This is a genomic window from Streptomyces sp. SAJ15 (assembly GCF_007595705.1).
Lineage (GTDB): Bacteria > Actinomycetota > Actinomycetes > Streptomycetales > Streptomycetaceae > Streptomyces.
Map to the genome: position 1 here is coordinate 56,352 of NZ_NISY01000012.1, position 15,132 is coordinate 71,483.

Sequence of the window (15,132 nt, forward strand, 5' to 3'; positions counted from 1 at the left end):
TCCCGTCCGGGCGCCTTCGGGACCGCGCAGCGCGCCGGATCGCCGGTGTCGCGGAACGCGCGAACGCCGTGGCTACGAGCCGTAGCCACGGCGCTCGGGAGTCTGAAAGTCGGGAGCCGCCCCGGCCCGGGGATCGGACCGGGATCGGCCCGCGGCCGGCCGGACAGGGGACGGGGTCGCGGACCGATGTCGGCCTTGCGGGCGGCCGGGACAAGGGGTCGCGGCCGGCCGGATACAGGCAGACGGTGGTCAGTCGCGGGCCGGCACGGGCGCCGGCTCGACGTCCGCGGCGGCCGGTGCGGCCGCCGCCTCCGCCGCCTCGGCCGCGGTCTTCTTCGCCCGGCGCTTCATGATCACCATCGAGCCGAGGCCGAAGAGGACGGCGGCCACCAAGCCCAGCCAGGAGAACTTCTTCAACCAGTCCTCGGCCACCTTGCCGACGGAGTAGATGACGGCGACGGTGCCGCCCGCCCAGACGATGCCGCCCAGGACGTTGGCGATGGCGAACTTCCAGTACGGCATGCGCAGCACGCCGGCCAGCGGGCCCGCGAAGATCCGCAGCAGGGCGACGAAGCGGCCGAAGAAGACGGCCCACATGCCCCACTTCTGGAACGACCGCTCGGCGGTCGCCACGTGCGCGGCGCTGAAGTGCTTGGGGAACTTGCGCCCGAGCCAGTTCAGCAGCGGCTGGCCGCCCTTGCGGCCGATGAGGTAGCCGATGGAGTCGCCGACGATCGCTCCGGTGATCGCGCAGGCGGCGAGGATGTACGGGTTGATGTGGTCCTGCGAGGACGCGAGCAGCGTCGCCGTCACAAGGATGATCTCGCCGGGCAGCGGGATGCCCAGGCTCTCCAGTCCGATGACCAGGCCCACGATCACATACACGCTGACCGCGGGCACGGACTCGAGCCATGCCTCGATATGCAACGCCGGTTCCTCCCCGTTTGATGTTTCCTGCCCCGTGCGCACCCCCGCCTGGGGACACGCCGGGGAAGCCTACTCGATCGGGGTGGACGGCCGAGCCACGCCACGCAGCCGCAGGTCACACGCGTGCCCGCGGGCGCGAAGGGGCGATACGGGCCCGGTCAGAGGGCCCGACGGTGGCGCGGATCAGGAGGTCGAAGAGAGCGGAGAGGGGTTCGCCGGAGATCGGGAGACGAGGGCGCGGGGGCCGCCCCGCCGGGGGGCGGCGTCACCGCGCCAGGGGCGGCGCTCACCGCGTCGGGGGCGCTGGCGTCGCCCCGCCAGCAGGCCGGCGCTCGCCACGCCAGGGGTGGCCGGCGTCGCCCCGCCAGCAGGCCGGCGCTCGCCACGCCCTCCCCCACCCTCGGTGCCTCCCCAGCCCGGGGCCTTCTCGCCTAGCCCTGGGCCTTCTCGTCGGCCTCGGCGTGCTTGGCCTTGATGCGGGCGGCTTCCTTGCGCACCTCCGCCTGGGTGGCGCGCTCCTTCTGCAGCCACTCGGGGCTCTCGCTCTTCAGCGCCTCGATCTGGTCCGTGGTGAGGGCCTCGGTGATCCCGCCCCGGGCGAGGCCCGAGATGGAGACGCCGAGCTTCGCGGCGACCACGGGTCGGGGGTGCGGGCCGTTGCGCCGCAGCTCGCGCAGCCACTCCGGCGGGTCGGCCTGGAGCCTGTTCAGCTCGTCGCGCGAGACGACACCCTCACGGAACTCGGCGGGGGTGGCCTCGAGGTACACACCCAGCTTCTTGGCCGCGGTCGCGGGCTTCATGGTCTGGGCGTTCTGGTGCGACGTCATGGTTCAAGGATATCGAGCATGTGCGCGCCCCCCGACCACGCCCGGTAGCCTGGCCTGGTGACAGGCTCGGAAGCATCCCCTTCGTTCCGGCTCGCATACGTCCCGGGCGCGACCCCCGCCAAGTGGGTGCGGATCTGGAACGAGCGACTGCCCGACGTCCCGCTGCAACTCGTCTCGGCGCCCGCCGCCGAGGCGCCCGGCATGCTCCGCCGCGGCGAAGCCGACGCGGGCCTCGTGCGGCTTCCCATGGACCGCACCGGCCTGCACGCGATCCCCCTCTACACCGAGACCACGGTGGTCGTGATCCCCAAGGACCACCTGGTGGCGGCGGTCGACGAGGTGTCCATCGCGGATCTCGCCGACGACGTCGTGTTCCACCCCCTGGACGACACCCTCGACTGGGAGCACCCGCCGGGACGGCCCGCGATCGAGCGTCCCGCCACGACGGCGGACGCCATCGAGCTGGTGGCGGCGGGGGTGGGGCTGCTCCTCGTGCCGCAGTCGCTGGCCCGCCTGCACCACCGCAGGGACCTCACCTACCGCCCGGTCACGGACGCCCCCCAATCGCGCGTCGCCCTGTCGTGGATCGAGGACGAGACGACCGACTTGGTCGAGGAGTTCATCGGCATCGTCCGCGGGCGCACCGTCAACAGTTCGCGAGGCCGCCGTCCCGCCCCGGCGCAGCCGAAGGAGAAGCGCCCCGAGGCCGGCGGCTCGCGGGGGAAGGGCGCGGCGGGCAAGACCGCGTCCGGTCGGGCGACGGGCGCTCGGACGGCGGGCAGGCCGGCGCGGAGTGGCTCCGGCGCCGCCGGCAAGGGCGGCGGCTCGGGCAAGGGCAGCGGCTCGGGACGTGCCCAGGCCGCCCGGCGCGGCAAGCCCCGCCGCCGGTCGTAGTCCGGGCGGCGGGGGCGGCCGATCGGCGCCGCTCAGAGGCGGAACGCCGAGAACGCGGAACGCTGGGAACGCCGAGCGTCCGGAAGGCCAGAAGGGCGAAACGTCGGGAATCAGGCGTTCGGGCGCAGCGTCCAGATAATGGACATCTCGCCGGTCACGGCACCGTCCTCGCGGGTGATGGCGATGTTGACCGGGAACTCCGGGCGCTCGCCCGCGTCGAGCTCGGCGACGACCTCGGCGGCCGGGCGCCCCAGCTCGGCGGTGGCGGTGACCGGCCCCTTGGCGAGCTTCTTGTAGCCGATCTCGGCGCGCACGGCCAGCGGCACGGCGCGCGAGAGCTGGTCGCTGAAGGCGGCGAGCACGATCGCGCCGCTCGCGGACTCGGCCAGGGTGAACATGGCGCCGGCGTGCGGCCCGGCCACGTGGTTGTGGAAGTCCGGCTGGTCCGGCAGGCGCAGCACGGCGCGCTCGGACGAGGTCTCCAGGAACTCCAGGTTCAGGGTGCGCACCATGGGCACCGTGGCGGCGAGCAGCTCGCCGATCTGCGGCTGAGTCGTAGTCATGCAGGAAAGTTACCAGCGGGTAGCACCGTGCGGAAGAGTCGGCTCCCACGCCGGCTCCGCGGTGCGCCCGCGCCAGCTCCACGGTGGGAGGGGCTCGGAGACGGGCCCGGCCGTAGCAGCGGCCGACCGCCCCCTCTAAGGTGGACGCCCATGTGGCCAGGACAGCAGCCGACCGGCGGCGAGCAGAACCCACAGGACCAGAACCCCCCACAACAGCCGGGCTACCCACAGCCCGGCGCGTACCAGCAGCCGGGCTACCAACAACCGGGCTACGCCCAGCCGAACCCCTACGCGCACACCGGACAGCAGCCCACGGGCTACCCGCAGACCGGACAGCAGCCGGGATACCCGCAGTCCGGACAGCAGCAGCCCCAGCCGTACCCGACGCAGCCGAACCCGTACCAGCAACCGAACCCGTACCAGCAGCCGAACCCCTATCAGCAGCCGGGCCACACGCCGCCGCTGGGGCAGCAGCCGGTGACCCCGCCGCCGGGCTGGCACACACCCACCGGGCCGAACGGCGCCCCGGAGCCGTCGGGCGACGCGAAGAAGAAGCGCACGGCCACCATCGCGATCGTGACGGCGGTCGCCGTGGTCGCGGCAGCCGTGGTCACCGCCGTCGCCGTGCTGGGCAAGGACGGCGACGGTTCGAAGACCGAGGCGCGGGACGGCGAGAAGACCAGCGCCTCACCGTCCTCGCAGCCGGAGAAGACGCCGGCCCCCGGCGGGGGCGGCGGAGAGGACGCGGAGGACCTCCCCGAGGACAATCCGCGGCGCGGCGGAACCTCGGTCAAGCCGGTGGTCCCCGGCTGGCAGACCGTCGTGAACACCAAGCGGCGCAACGCCTTCGACGTACCCGCCGGCTGGAAGGTCATGGGCTCCGGCTGGTCCACCGGGTTCGAGACCGACGACGGCAAGGCGCTGGTCGCCATGTCCTCGCCCGCCAAGTTCTCCCCCGAGTGGTGCACGGTCACCAAGGAGGGCGGCTACAAGGACACCACCGCGCTGGCGGGCACGGGCACCAAGGGCGCCCAGGGCGCCAAGAGCGAGGCCGAGGCCGCCGAGAACGAGGCCGAGAACTGGGTCTACGCCGCGTACGACCAGAAGCAGACCGGCAAACGCACGGTGACCGACGCCAAGCCGTTCACCAGCGACCACGGGCTCAAGGGCTACACCTCGTCGGCCACCGTCACCGGCGTGAAGAAGAAGACCAAGTGCGACAGCGACGGCAAGGCGTTCACCGTCACCTACACCGACAGCAACGGCGACTTCGCGACCTGGGTGCTGTATGCCGCCAAGGGCGTCAAGGGCGAGCTGCCGGACGCCACCATCAAGAAGATCATGAGCTCCCTGCGTCCCCTGAAGTCCACCGACTGAGCCCTCGCCGTTGACATCCGCCACCCCGCCTCGCCCGTGCCCCTCCCGCCCACCGCGCCTGCCGTCCTGGGCCGGCCGCAACTACACCCTGCTGACGGCGGCCGCCGTGGTCACCGGGCTCGGCAACGCCGGTGCCTTGGTCGCGGCCGCGTTCGCGGTGCTGGAGGCGGGCGGTGACGGCGGCGACGTCGGGATCGTCGCCGCGGCCCGCACCGCCCCGCTGCTGGTCTTCCTCCTGATAGGCGGGGCGCTGGCGGACCGGCTGCCACGGCACCGGGTGATGGTCGCGGCGAACGTGCTCAGCTGTGTGTCCCAGGCGGCCTTCGCCGTCCTGGTGCTGGCCGGCGAGGCGCGGCTGTGGCACATGGTGCTGCTCTCCGCGCTCGGCGGCACCGGCCAGGCGTTCTTCTCGCCCGCGGCCGAGGGGATGCTGTACGCCAGCGTCACCGGTGAGCAGGCCGGACGGGCCTTCGCCTACTTCCGGATGGGCGTGCACGGCTCGCAGATCGGGGGCGCGGCACTGGGCGGGGCGCTCATCGCGGCCTTCGGGCCGGGCTGGGTGCTGGCGCTGGACGCGGTCGCCTTCGCCGCCGCGGCCGGGCTGCGCGCCTTCCTCGACGTCTCGGGGTCGGCCCGCCGCGAGGCGGGCGGCCCGGGGCTGCTGCGGGACCTGCGCGAGGGGTGGCGGGAGTTCACCGGGCGGCCCTGGCTGTGGGGCATCGTGGTGCAGTTCTCGGTGGTGAACGCCGTGGTGGCCGCGGCCGACGCGGTGTACGGCCCGCTGGTCGCCGAGGAACGGTTGGGCGGGGCCCGCCCCTGGGGCCTGGCGCTGGCCGCGTTCGGCGCGGGCACCGTGCTCGGCGGGCTGCTGATGACCCGTTGGAAGCCCCGTCGGATGCTGCTCGCCGGCACGCTGTGCGTCTTCCCCTTCGCGCTCCCCTCGGCGGCGCTCGCCGTCCCGGTGCCGGTGCCGGTCCTGGTCGCGGCGATGTTCGTCGCCGGCGTCTCGATCGAGGTCTTCGGCGTCTCCTGGATGACCGCCATGCACCAGGAGATCCCGGAGGACAAGCTCTCCCGGCTGTCCGCCTACGACTGGTTCGGCTCGGTCGCCCTGGTCCCGCTCGCCACCGCGCTGGCCGGCCCGGCCGAGAGCGCCTTCGGACGCACCACGGCCCTGTGGGGCTGTGCCGGTCTGATCGTCGCGCTCACCGCCGCGGTCCTCGCGGTGCCGGACGTACGACGGCTGACGCGCCGTGACACCCCGGGGGACGAGCCTCCGAAGGCCGCCGGCACCGACGGCCCCCCGGACGCCCTGGGCGAGCTCCCGGAGCCCGGCGAGTCCCCCGCCGCCCCGCCCGGCCGCGCCGGTCAGCCCCCGGCCGGCCCGCCCGATCTTTCCCCGGCCGGCCCCGCTGATGTGCCCCCGCCCGGCCGCGCTGACATCCCCCCGCCCGGCCACCCTGGTCTTCCCCCGGTCGCCGACCCGGCCTGAGCCACCCGTCCACGCCCCCGGTGCCCGGGGCGCCCCGTAGACGGTTCCCTCAGCCGATGCCGAACGCCCCGCCCGGGGGTTCTGGCGAGGGCACCGCGTCGGCGTCCCGGACCACGGCCGCGCCTCGGGCGAAGCGGGTCAGCGACGGGCCGTGCTCGACGCGGGCGGGGAAGGCGTCGGCCGCGGACCTGCGGGCGAGGACGTCGACGGGCAGCTCGGCGGCGGAGGCGACCAGCACGGCGTTGCCGAAGCGACGCCCCCGCAACATGCCCGGCTCGGCGATCAGACAGACCTGGGGGAAGACGGCCGCGAAGGTGGCCACCTGGGAGCGGAGGAAGGCGAACGGGGCGCTGTCGGCGAGGTTGGCGGCGTAGTGGCCGCCCGGCCGCAGCACCCGCGCCACCGCGCGCCCGTACTCCACGGAGGTCAGGTGCGCGGGCACCCGCGAGCCGCCGAAGACATCGCCGACGACCACGTCGACGGAGGCGGCCGGCGCCGCCTCCAGGGCGGCCCGCGCGTCCGCCGTGCGCAGCGCGATCCCGGAGTCCGGCGGCAGCGGCAGATGCTCCGCGACCAGCCCCAGCAGCGCGCCGTCGTACTCGACCACCTCCTGCCGCGAACCCGGTCGGGTGGCCGCGACGTAGCGCGGCAGGGTGAGCGCACCGCCGCCGAGGTGCAGCACGTCCAGCGGCGCCCCGGGGTCGGCGACGGCGTCCAGCAGGTACGCCAGCCGGCGCGCGTACTCGAACTCCAGGTGGGTGGGGTCGTCCAGGTCCACGTACGACTGCGGGGCGCCCTCCACGGTGAGCAGCCAGGCCCGCTCGCGGTCCACGTCGGGCATCAACTTGGCGGTGCCGCCGGCCACGGCGCGGCTCACGGGTATCGACTCGTCCACGCCCACCATTGTGACGCCGGACGGACGGGCCGTAACCGCCCGTCCGTCCGGCGTCTCCAGGCCGCGCCCGCGCGGGGCGCGGCACGGTGCCTAGTCGACGACGGTCATCACCGTTCCGGCACCCACGGTGCGACCGCCTTCGCGGATGGCGAAGCCGAGGCCGGGCTCCAAGGGGAGCTCGCGGCCGAGCTCCACGGTCATGGAGACCGTGTCGCCGGGCGCGGCCACGGCCGTCCCCCCGAGGTCGACGTCGCCGACGACATCGGCCGTGCGGATGTAGAACTGCGGTCGGTAGCCGGTGGACAGCGGCGTCCGGCGACCGCCTTCCGCCGTGGACAGGACGTAGACCCGGGCCGTGAAGCGGCGGCGCGGCACCACGCTGCCGGGCGCCGCCACGACGTGGCCGCGGCGCACCGCGTCCCGCTGCACCCCGCGCAGCAGCAGCGCCACGTTGTCGCCCGCCTCGGCGAGCTCCATCGGCTTGCCGAAGGTCTCCACGCCGGTGACGACGCTGGCGAGGCCGGCCCCCAGCACCTCGACCCGGTCGCCGACCCGCACCGTGCCGCGCTCGACGGCGCCGGTGACGACCGTGCCGCGGCCGCTGATGGTGAGGACGTTCTCCACCGGCATCAGGAACGGCGCGTCGGTGTAGCGCACCGGCGTCGGCACATAGGTGTCGACGGCGTCGAGGAGCGCCTCGATGGCCCCGGTCCAGCGCGGGTCCCCGTCGAGCGCGCGCAGCCCGGAGACCCGGACCACCGGCGCGTGGTCACCGTCGTAGCCGTGGGCGGTCAGCAGCTCGCGCACCTCCAGCTCCACGAGGTCGGTGAGCTCGGCGTCGCCCGCGTCCGCCTTGTTGAGCGCGACGACGACGTGGTCGACGCCGACCTGGCGGGCGAGCAGTACGTGCTCGGCGGTCTGCGGCATGACGCCGTCGAGGGCGGAGACGACGAGGATGGCCCCGTCGAGTTGGGCGGCCCCGGTCACCATGTTCTTGATGAAGTCGGCGTGGCCGGGCATGTCGACGTGCGCGTAGTGCCGGGTGTCGGTCTCGTACTCGACGTGCGAGAGGTTGATGGTGATACCGCGGGCGGCCTCCTCGGGCGCCCGGTCGATGCGGTCGAAGGGGACGTAGGTGCCGCCCGTGCCGCGCTCGCTGAGGACCTTGGTGATGGCGGCGGTCAGCGTGGTCTTGCCGTGGTCGACATGGCCCATGGTGCCGATGTTCAGGTGCGGCTTGGTGCGCACGTAACCCTGCTTGGACATGGTGGGACGTTCCTTCCTCGGAACGGAGGTTTCTCAGCGCGGACCCCAGGGCCTGACCGACCCTCCCCCTGTGGGGTCCGTCGGGACTGTCCGAGGAGGGTCAGCTTCGGGCGCCGTTATCGGTGCAAACCGAAAGAAGGAGGGCAGCCTTCGGCGCGCCCGCGACCGCGGACGTCTGCGCAAGGAAGGCATACCGGAACATGTCGACGATCATCTCGTGCCCCGGAGTCGCCGTCGAATGGTTTTCGCGCGGTGAACGGCCGCCCCGCCGACGGCTCTTGGCCACGCCTCGGACGTCTCGGACCACCCTCCGACGCGGACGGGAAGGGGCGTGGGATGTCCGCGTTCTGTCCCAGCCCGCGGCCGGCGGGGCCGGCACCCCCAACACAGGGGTTACGCTCCCCCGGTGTTCGAATCCGCGTCGCCGCATCCAGCCCTACGGTGCGCCCGGGCCCTGCTGTCGCCCTGGGCGCGGCTCGGCCTGCTCATCGCGCTGCTGGTGACGGCCGGTGCCGCGGTGCTGGTGTGGGAGCCGCAGCGGCTGATCGCCGACGGCTGGCCGGAGCGCCTCTCGGGCGGCACGGCGGTGGCGCTGTTCGCCCTCGCGTACGGGGTCTGCACGGCGGCCCTGGTGCCGCGGCCGCTGCTGAACCTGGCGGCCGGCGCGCTCTTCGGCACCCAGGCGGGGCTGCCGGGCGCCGTGGTCGGCACCGTCCTGGGAGCCGGCATCGCCTTCGGCCTCGGCCGGCTGCTGGGGCAGGACGCGCTGCGCCCGCTGCTGCGCGGCCGCTGGCTGACCGCGGCCGATCGCCAGCTGTCCCGACACGGCTTCCGCTCGATGCTGGCGCTGCGCCTCTTCCCCGGGGTGCCCTTCGCGGCCGCCAACTACTGCGCCGCGGTGTCCCGGATGGGCTGGTTGCCGTTTCTCCTGGCGACGGGGTTGGGCAGCGTGCCCAACACCGCCGCGTACGTGATAGCCGGAAGCCGCGCCGCCACCCCCACCTCGCCGGTCTTCCTGGCCGCGCTCGCCTTCATCGCCCTGACCGGCGCGGGCGCGCTGGCGGTGGCCTGGCGCAAGCGGGAGCGCCTCCGGCGCGGGCACCAGCCGTAACGGACCGAGCCCGTCCGAGCGGGGGCTGCGCACATTGCGGCGAGCCGCTCACGCAAACCGCCGGACAGGCCCTATCCGCGCGCCGGCGTGGTCTCCGCGCGGGCCTCCAGCAGCGGCCCCAGCACCGCAGTGCCCGGGCCGGTGCGGCCGCCGGGGCCCGGCAACTGGGTGGTGTCGGCCAGGGTGAGCGGCTCGCCGCAGTGCGCGCAGGCGGGAACCATCGCGGTGTCGCGACCGCAGCCGTGGTGGTGGATCCGGGCCGGCGGGCCGGCCTCGCCCGCGTACCAGCGGTCGCCCCAGTTCATGAGCGCCAGCAGCACGGGGTAGAGCTCCTCACCCTTGGCGGTCGCGCGGTAGTGCTCGCGCGGCGGCCGCTCCTGGTAGCGCTCGCGCACCAGCACCCCTTCCTCCACCAGCCTGGAGAGCCTGGCCGACAGCACCTTGCGGGAGATCCCCAGGTCGCGGGCGAGGTCGTCGAAGCGGCCGACTCCCAGCAGCACGTCGCGCATGATCAGCGCCGTCCAGGCGTCGCCGAAGAGATCGGTGGCGCGGGCGATGGAGCAGGCCACGTCGGCGAGCGGGGTGCGGGTCATGCCCCGACCGTACCCGAGTTCCCCGAGGGAACCCAGGGTGTTAGGTTTCCTCAGGGAACCCATGCCCCAGCCCCGGCACGAGGGAGAAGACGATGGCCACCGCTCCGCACATCGAGCTCGACTCACGCTCGCCCGAGGCGGTCGACGGGCGCCAGATCAGGGCGGTCAGCTTCCAGGACGTGCGGCTGGAGTACGTGGGCCGCACCCTCAGGGCCCTGGACGTGGCGGCGGCCGGCCGCCGCGCCATCGTGGTGGGCGGCGGGCGCGGCCTGCTCCCGGCCGGCCTGGCGCGACTCGGCTTCGAGGTGCTCTCCATCGACCCCTCCGCCACCGCGACCGCGATGGCACGGGAGGCGAGCGAGCGCGAGGGCCTGGGAGTGGCCACGCGGACCGCGCCGGCGGAGGAGCTGGGCGACGTCCCGGACGCGGGCTTCGACCTGGCGTACTACGCCGACACCTTCGAGATCACCGCCGATCTCGACCGGGTGGTCGCGGAGGCCGCACGCGTGCTGAAGCCCGGCGGGGTGCTCGTCTACGACACCGTCAACCGGACCCCGCTGTCACGGCTGGTCTACCTCGGCGCCTTCCAGTCGCTGCCGATGACCCGGATCATGCCGCCCGGGCGCTACGCGGCGGCGCGGCTGCGGCCGCCGGCCGAGGTGGCGGCGACGCTGGAGCGCCACGGCCTGCGCAACGAGGACGTCTGCGACTTCAAGCCGAAGAACCCGCCGAGCCTGGTGAAGGCCGTGCTGGCTCGACGGCGCGGTCGGATCACCGACGAGGAGATCCCCCCGATCGTCGACTTCGTCCTGGCCCCCGGTGCCCGCCCCCTGGTGACCTACCTCGGCTACGCGCGCAGGGTGTGACCGCTCCATCACGCTCCGCCCACCATCCGCGCGCGGTGCCCGTCCCCGCGATCGGGACCTTCTGACAGACGCGTAATCCAAGGACGCTACGCTGCCTCCGACCGGTTGATGATCCCGTCGCCGGCCCGCCGACGGCGGAGCCTATAGCTGACGCAGCGTCAGCGCGATCACCCTTGGATAGCGTAGAACTCGATGTCTTGGTTCGAATCATTCATCCTCGGACTCGTCCAGGGGTTGACCGAATTCCTGCCGATCTCCTCCAGCGCCCATCTGCGGCTCACCGCGGCCTTCTCGGGCTGGGAGGACCCGGGTGCCGCCTTCACCGCGATCACGCAGATCGGCACCGAGGCCGCGGTGTTGATCTACTTCCGCAAGGACATCGCGCGCATCGTCTCGGCGTGGTTCCGCTCGTTGGTCGACAAGCGGATGCGCCAGAACCAGGACGCCAAGATGGGCTGGTTGGTGATCGTCGGCTCGATACCGATCGGTGTGCTCGGCGTCACCCTGAAGGACCAGATCGAGGGCCCGTTCCGCAATCTCAACCTGACCGCGACCATGCTGGTCGTCATGGGTCTGGTGCTGGGCTTCGCGGACCGGATGGCCGCCCGCGACGAGACCGGTGGCCGGCACCGCGCCCCCAAGCAGCGCAAGACGCTCAACGAGCTGAGCGTCAAGGACGGCCTGACGTACGGCATCTGCCAGGCGATGGCGCTGATCCCCGGCGTCTCCCGGTCCGGCGCGACGATCAGCGGCGGTCTGCTCATGGGCTACACCCGCGAGGCGGCGGCCCGTTACTCCTTCCTCCTCGCCATCCCGGCGGTGCTGGCCTCGGGCCTGTTCGAGCTGAAGGACGCGTCCGAGGGCGGCCATGTCTCCTGGGGTCCGACCATCTTCGCGACGATCATCGCGTTCTTCGTCGGATACGCGGTGATCGCCTGGTTCATGAAGTTCATCACCACCAAGAGCTTCATGCCGTTCGTCATCTACCGCGTGGCGCTCGGCCTGCTGATCTTCGCCCTGGTCGGCTTCGGTGTGCTGAGCCCGCACGCCGGCGAGTCGGGAGGATAATTGGCCCTAGTTGACCTGAGATGGCCCTAGCTGACACACGTTAACCATGATCGTCTCCCATTTCTCTCCCAGATTCCCCTGGGGCAGAAAGGGAAAGCCGGGCCCGGATCGTCATCACCTTGGGGGGTGGGACTCGATCCGGGCCCGGCGCTTATCTCAACGATGAACCGCCCCCGCGAGACTGCGGAAACGATTCACTCGATTGAGTGATCTACTTCGGCGCGATGACAATCGAAGCATGGTGAAAAACACACGGACCCCCACACGGGGCGCTTCGGAGTCGCCCGAAGGCCATCTTGATATATCAAGATTCCGACAGACGCCTACCGTGACGTCCCCAGATGCAAGATCATTGAGGGGTCGGGATGGCCAAGAGCCGCGCGGTGTACCGTCGCGTGGCCGCCGACTTGGAACGCCGCATCACCGGAGGTGAGTGGCGCCCCGGCGAACAGATCCCCTCCCGCACCGCCCTAGCCGACCAGTACCACGTCCATGAGCAGACCATGCGCCTAGCCGTCACGCTGCTGCGACGTCAAGGCGTCCTCGAGGGCGAGCAGCGGCGGCGACTGTTTGTGGCCTACCCTCCGGCCGTGCGAGCACTCGCCAACCCCAACGCCCCCTGGCCATTCGGCTCCGAGACATCCGGAATCCACTCCTGCCGCGCCACCACGGACCTGGCCGCACGCCTGGACGTACCCGTCGGCACCATCTTGCGCCGCGAGACACAGGAGTGCTGGGATCCAGGCGGCCGGAGTGCGATGCTCATCACCAGCTGGTGGCGAGGACTTCGGCGCAGGCACCTGAGATTCGTCGCGGAGGTGGCCACGGCCGGCCTGGATGAGGCCCAGGCGCACGCCCTGCGGATGCCGCAGGACTCGCTGGTGTACCGGTTGACGCGGACTCGTCTGGACGCTGAGGGGCGCCCTGTGGAGACGGCGGATCTGATCCTCCCCATGGATCGCTGGACGATCCGCATCGGCCCTCATGACGGCGACGCGGCTGGTTGACCCGCAGTCAACAACACGGGATGCCCCCGATGGAAGGCTTCACCGGTAGTTAAATGCGCGCCACATTCATGCCCTCTCGCGGATGCCCGCGTGATCCCGACTTGTCCAGGCCACTCCGACCTGGAAGAGGCCAATGTCGCTACCTAGTCGTAATCTTGTTCGCATGCCTGCATCGCCTGGACCCACGCCTCCGCCACCCACCATCGACCAGGCGAACGCGGCAATTCGTGACTTCATGCGCGCCAGATCAGGTCGAGCGCTACGGCCGGCCGAGCGCGTGGAGTATGAGCGGCTGCTCCGCCTGTGGGCCGAGGCGATGCGCGCCGAGCTGACGACCGCGGCTTAGGATCCGGCCGTGAGTGAGATTGACAGACTGGTGGACCTACAGAAGACCGCAAACGCGGAGCACGCGAAGCTCGCCGGACTCGATGGCGAGGAGCACGCCGCGCAGTGGGAGCGGTGGCGTGCGGCCGCAGAGGCTGTTCAGGCCGCGGTGACCGAGGCCGCGGCCGGCGGCAACAGGTACGAGCTCGAAGCGAAGGTCAAGCAGGCCGCCCGGCACCCCAAGGAAGACGGGGGCTGACGCCCCGCCCCGCCGCGGGCGCTGTTCCGCGGCGGGGCCCGAGTAGCTGCCGCAGCCAGCAAGCAGCTGATGGGACGCAATCCAGCGTAGGCGGATGCACGACAAGATGACGGTCAAGGGCCCGGCGAGGCCCCTACAGGTTGCGTCGCCAGTCAGCTGGGTAGTGCGGGTGCTCCCTGCGGATCTCCTGCCACATCTCGTCCAATTCGGCGGCACTTTGCTGCGCCGCTGCCCGTGCCTCGCGTTGGGCCTCTTCCAGGGCGCTTCGCTCCTCCGGCGCCAGGGTGGCGACTCGGAACTGGTAGAGGTAGGCGCCGTCGTCTCCACAGCGCGGTTCCCGATCCTCCGTGTACAGCGGGCCCGTACTCGGCCTTCTGGATGGGCTTGGCCTCAAGAGGGCTGGTCCACAGTTCGGCGAGCGCCGGGACGATCGGGATCAGGTAAATCGGCGGTGGCACGTCGTCAGGGATCGCGAGGGTGCAGCCGTCGTCGGGGCCTCCCCTCAACCTGACCTCGATCACGGATGGCTCCCCCTGCTAACTCCGGACATAGCCTCACGGACATGCTGTGGGATCTTCATCTCACCGAGGCTGTCACTTTCGCCGCTGAGATCGTCGACGGTGAAGAGGCCGACAGTGAGGGCGATCGCGAGCGCGTGGATCGGCTCGGTGGCCCCCAACGCCTTGCATGCGGCCTTTATGACCTGCCGGGTCCTGTCAGGCCCTAGACCATACTCCCTGCTGATCTCTGCGATGGTGAACCCTCGCGCCCGCATGATCAGCATGCCCTCCTCGCGTGGACGCAACAGCTCAGGCTCTTGATACATGAGTCCTCCCTCTCCTGTGCGGTCGGTTCATCGTTACGGTGGGCGCAGAGGCTGTACAGGATCCCGCATTTCTGCGATTCAGTGGACAGATCCTGCGCCTACAGCCCGATGTCCAAGCCGCTACCTGGCACCCGGAAGCGGAGACTGAGGACGATGCGGCTCCGCCCCCGGCCGGGCGCTGTTCGGTCGACGGGGCGGCCCGAGTAGCTGCCGCACGACGCCACAGCCAGCGTGGCACGCGGTCAGCGCCGGAGTGCGCGATCCGGCCGACAGACGTCACAGATGTCGACGGCAGGGTTCCCGATCATCTCCGCCGCCTCGGCCGTGGCGACAAGAGTGTGCCCATCTCGGGCCTGCCAGCAGTCGCGGCGGTGGAGCCGGCGAGCAGGCCCGTCCCCGTACTGGTGGAGGTTCTCCAGGACCCATTGCCGGCCTGCGGCCGCGCCGTCCGTCGGAACGGCGGTGTAGTCCTCGCCGGGGATGGGGGTGATGTCGTCGGCCAGGACGCTGATCGGAGTCGGGGCGGCCGTGGTCTTGGTGTGGCCGTCGGGGCCTTCATGACGTGCGGGCATGATCGCTTCGCATTCGTACCACCACCGCCCATCCTGTGACCGGTGCCGGGAGGTCACGACGACGTCGAGCTGCTGGCCGTCGGGCAGCACGGCGCGCGCCCAGGGCCCTGCCTTCGATCGCCATTCTTCTACATTCAGACCCACCGTTCGATTCTAGTTCGATTCATAGTGTGTGCCGCGATCAGGCCCTTGACCTGCGCAAAGAGCCGTCATTCCGGGGCGCACCTACGCTGGAGGCGACCCAGGGGGGCTCCTGGGAGGTAGG

17 protein-coding genes are annotated in these 15,132 nt (G+C 71.9%); 9 read left to right on the forward strand and 8 right to left on the reverse strand.

The annotated features are described in order from the left end of the window. Positions 1–249 precede the first annotated feature (249 nt). Together CD790_RS25415 and CD790_RS25420 are read right to left on the reverse strand one after the other, a co-directional pair. Positions 250–927 (reverse strand): DedA family protein, encoded by a 678-nt coding sequence (locus CD790_RS25415; RefSeq protein ID WP_144385668.1) that lies wholly within the window; start codon positions 925–927, stop codon positions 250–252. Between the two features lie 431 nt (positions 928–1,358). Beyond that, positions 1,359–1,754, reverse strand: a complete 396-nt coding sequence (locus CD790_RS25420; protein WP_144385669.1) for a DUF5997 family protein — start codon at positions 1,752–1,754, stop codon at positions 1,359–1,361. A 57-nt stretch (positions 1,755–1,811) separates the two neighbouring features. Here CD790_RS25420 and CD790_RS25425 point away from each other — a divergent pair, with 57 nt between their 5' ends. Then, positions 1,812–2,648, forward strand: coding sequence for a LysR family substrate-binding domain-containing protein (locus tag CD790_RS25425; protein ID WP_144385670.1), 837 nt, complete (start codon positions 1,812–1,814; stop codon positions 2,646–2,648). A 110-nt stretch (positions 2,649–2,758) separates the two neighbouring features. Here CD790_RS25425 and CD790_RS25430 read toward each other — a convergent pair whose 3' ends face one another. Then, entirely contained in the window at positions 2,759–3,211 is a 453-nt protein-coding gene (locus CD790_RS25430; RefSeq protein WP_144385671.1) for a DUF4442 domain-containing protein, read from the reverse strand. A gap of 150 nt (positions 3,212–3,361) precedes the next feature. Here CD790_RS25430 and CD790_RS25435 point away from each other — a divergent pair, with 150 nt between their 5' ends. Together CD790_RS25435 and CD790_RS25440 are read left to right on the forward strand one after the other, a co-directional pair. Next, the gene (locus CD790_RS25435) at positions 3,362–4,588 is read left to right on the forward strand and encodes a hypothetical protein (protein WP_144385672.1); all 1,227 of its coding nucleotides are present in this window, start codon (positions 3,362–3,364) and stop codon (positions 4,586–4,588) included. 10 nt (positions 4,589–4,598) lie between these two features. Further along, positions 4,599–6,080, forward strand: coding sequence for an MFS transporter (locus CD790_RS25440; RefSeq protein ID WP_260867874.1), 1,482 nt, complete (start codon positions 4,599–4,601; stop codon positions 6,078–6,080). A 49-nt stretch (positions 6,081–6,129) separates the two neighbouring features. On the opposite strand, the gene CD790_RS25445 is transcribed toward CD790_RS25440, so the two are convergent. Both CD790_RS25445 and tuf read right to left on the reverse strand, forming a co-directional pair. Continuing rightward, the gene (locus CD790_RS25445; RefSeq protein WP_144385673.1) at positions 6,130–6,975 is read right to left on the reverse strand and encodes a spermidine synthase; all 846 of its coding nucleotides are present in this window, start codon (positions 6,973–6,975) and stop codon (positions 6,130–6,132) included. Between the two features lie 90 nt (positions 6,976–7,065). Continuing rightward, on the reverse strand, positions 7,066–8,241 hold the full coding sequence (gene tuf, locus CD790_RS25450; protein WP_144385674.1) for an elongation factor Tu: 1,176 nt from the start codon (positions 8,239–8,241) through the stop codon (positions 7,066–7,068). A gap of 406 nt (positions 8,242–8,647) precedes the next feature. On the opposite strand from tuf, the gene CD790_RS25460 reads away from it, so the two are divergent. Further along, positions 8,648–9,352, forward strand: coding sequence for a TVP38/TMEM64 family protein (locus CD790_RS25460; RefSeq protein ID WP_144385676.1), 705 nt, complete (start codon positions 8,648–8,650; stop codon positions 9,350–9,352). Positions 9,353–9,423: 71 nt separating this feature from the next. On the opposite strand, the gene CD790_RS25465 is transcribed toward CD790_RS25460, so the two are convergent. Beyond that, positions 9,424–9,945 carry a helix-turn-helix domain-containing protein gene (locus CD790_RS25465; RefSeq protein ID WP_144385677.1) on the reverse strand — a complete coding sequence of 174 codons (522 nt, stop codon included), beginning with the start codon at positions 9,943–9,945 and terminating at the stop codon, positions 9,424–9,426. 92 nt (positions 9,946–10,037) lie between these two features. Here CD790_RS25465 and CD790_RS25470 point away from each other — a divergent pair, with 92 nt between their 5' ends. From CD790_RS25470 to CD790_RS25490, 5 genes are all read left to right on the forward strand, one after another. Beyond that, the gene (locus CD790_RS25470; protein ID WP_144385678.1) at positions 10,038–10,811 is read left to right on the forward strand and encodes a methyltransferase domain-containing protein; all 774 of its coding nucleotides are present in this window, start codon (positions 10,038–10,040) and stop codon (positions 10,809–10,811) included. 192 nt (positions 10,812–11,003) lie between these two features. Next, positions 11,004–11,879, forward strand: a complete 876-nt coding sequence (locus tag CD790_RS25475) for an undecaprenyl-diphosphate phosphatase (protein WP_144385679.1) — start codon at positions 11,004–11,006, stop codon at positions 11,877–11,879. Between the two features lie 365 nt (positions 11,880–12,244). Continuing rightward, positions 12,245–12,886: a GntR family transcriptional regulator gene (locus CD790_RS25480; protein ID WP_144385680.1), complete on the forward strand. Its 642-nt coding sequence runs from the start codon at positions 12,245–12,247 to the stop codon at positions 12,884–12,886. A 163-nt stretch (positions 12,887–13,049) separates the two neighbouring features. Next, positions 13,050–13,232 carry a hypothetical protein gene (locus CD790_RS25485; RefSeq protein WP_144385681.1) on the forward strand — a complete coding sequence of 61 codons (183 nt, stop codon included), beginning with the start codon at positions 13,050–13,052 and terminating at the stop codon, positions 13,230–13,232. A gap of 9 nt (positions 13,233–13,241) precedes the next feature. Continuing rightward, entirely contained in the window at positions 13,242–13,469 is a 228-nt protein-coding gene (locus CD790_RS25490; protein WP_260867875.1) for a hypothetical protein, read from the forward strand. A gap of 517 nt (positions 13,470–13,986) precedes the next feature. On the opposite strand, the gene CD790_RS25495 is transcribed toward CD790_RS25490, so the two are convergent. Continuing rightward, positions 13,987–14,295 (reverse strand): hypothetical protein, encoded by a 309-nt coding sequence (locus CD790_RS25495; RefSeq protein ID WP_186319226.1) that lies wholly within the window; start codon positions 14,293–14,295, stop codon positions 13,987–13,989. 242 nt (positions 14,296–14,537) lie between these two features. Then, on the reverse strand, positions 14,538–14,867 hold the full coding sequence (locus CD790_RS25500; RefSeq protein WP_260867876.1) for a DUF6233 domain-containing protein: 330 nt from the start codon (positions 14,865–14,867) through the stop codon (positions 14,538–14,540). Positions 14,868–15,132 lie beyond the last annotated feature (265 nt).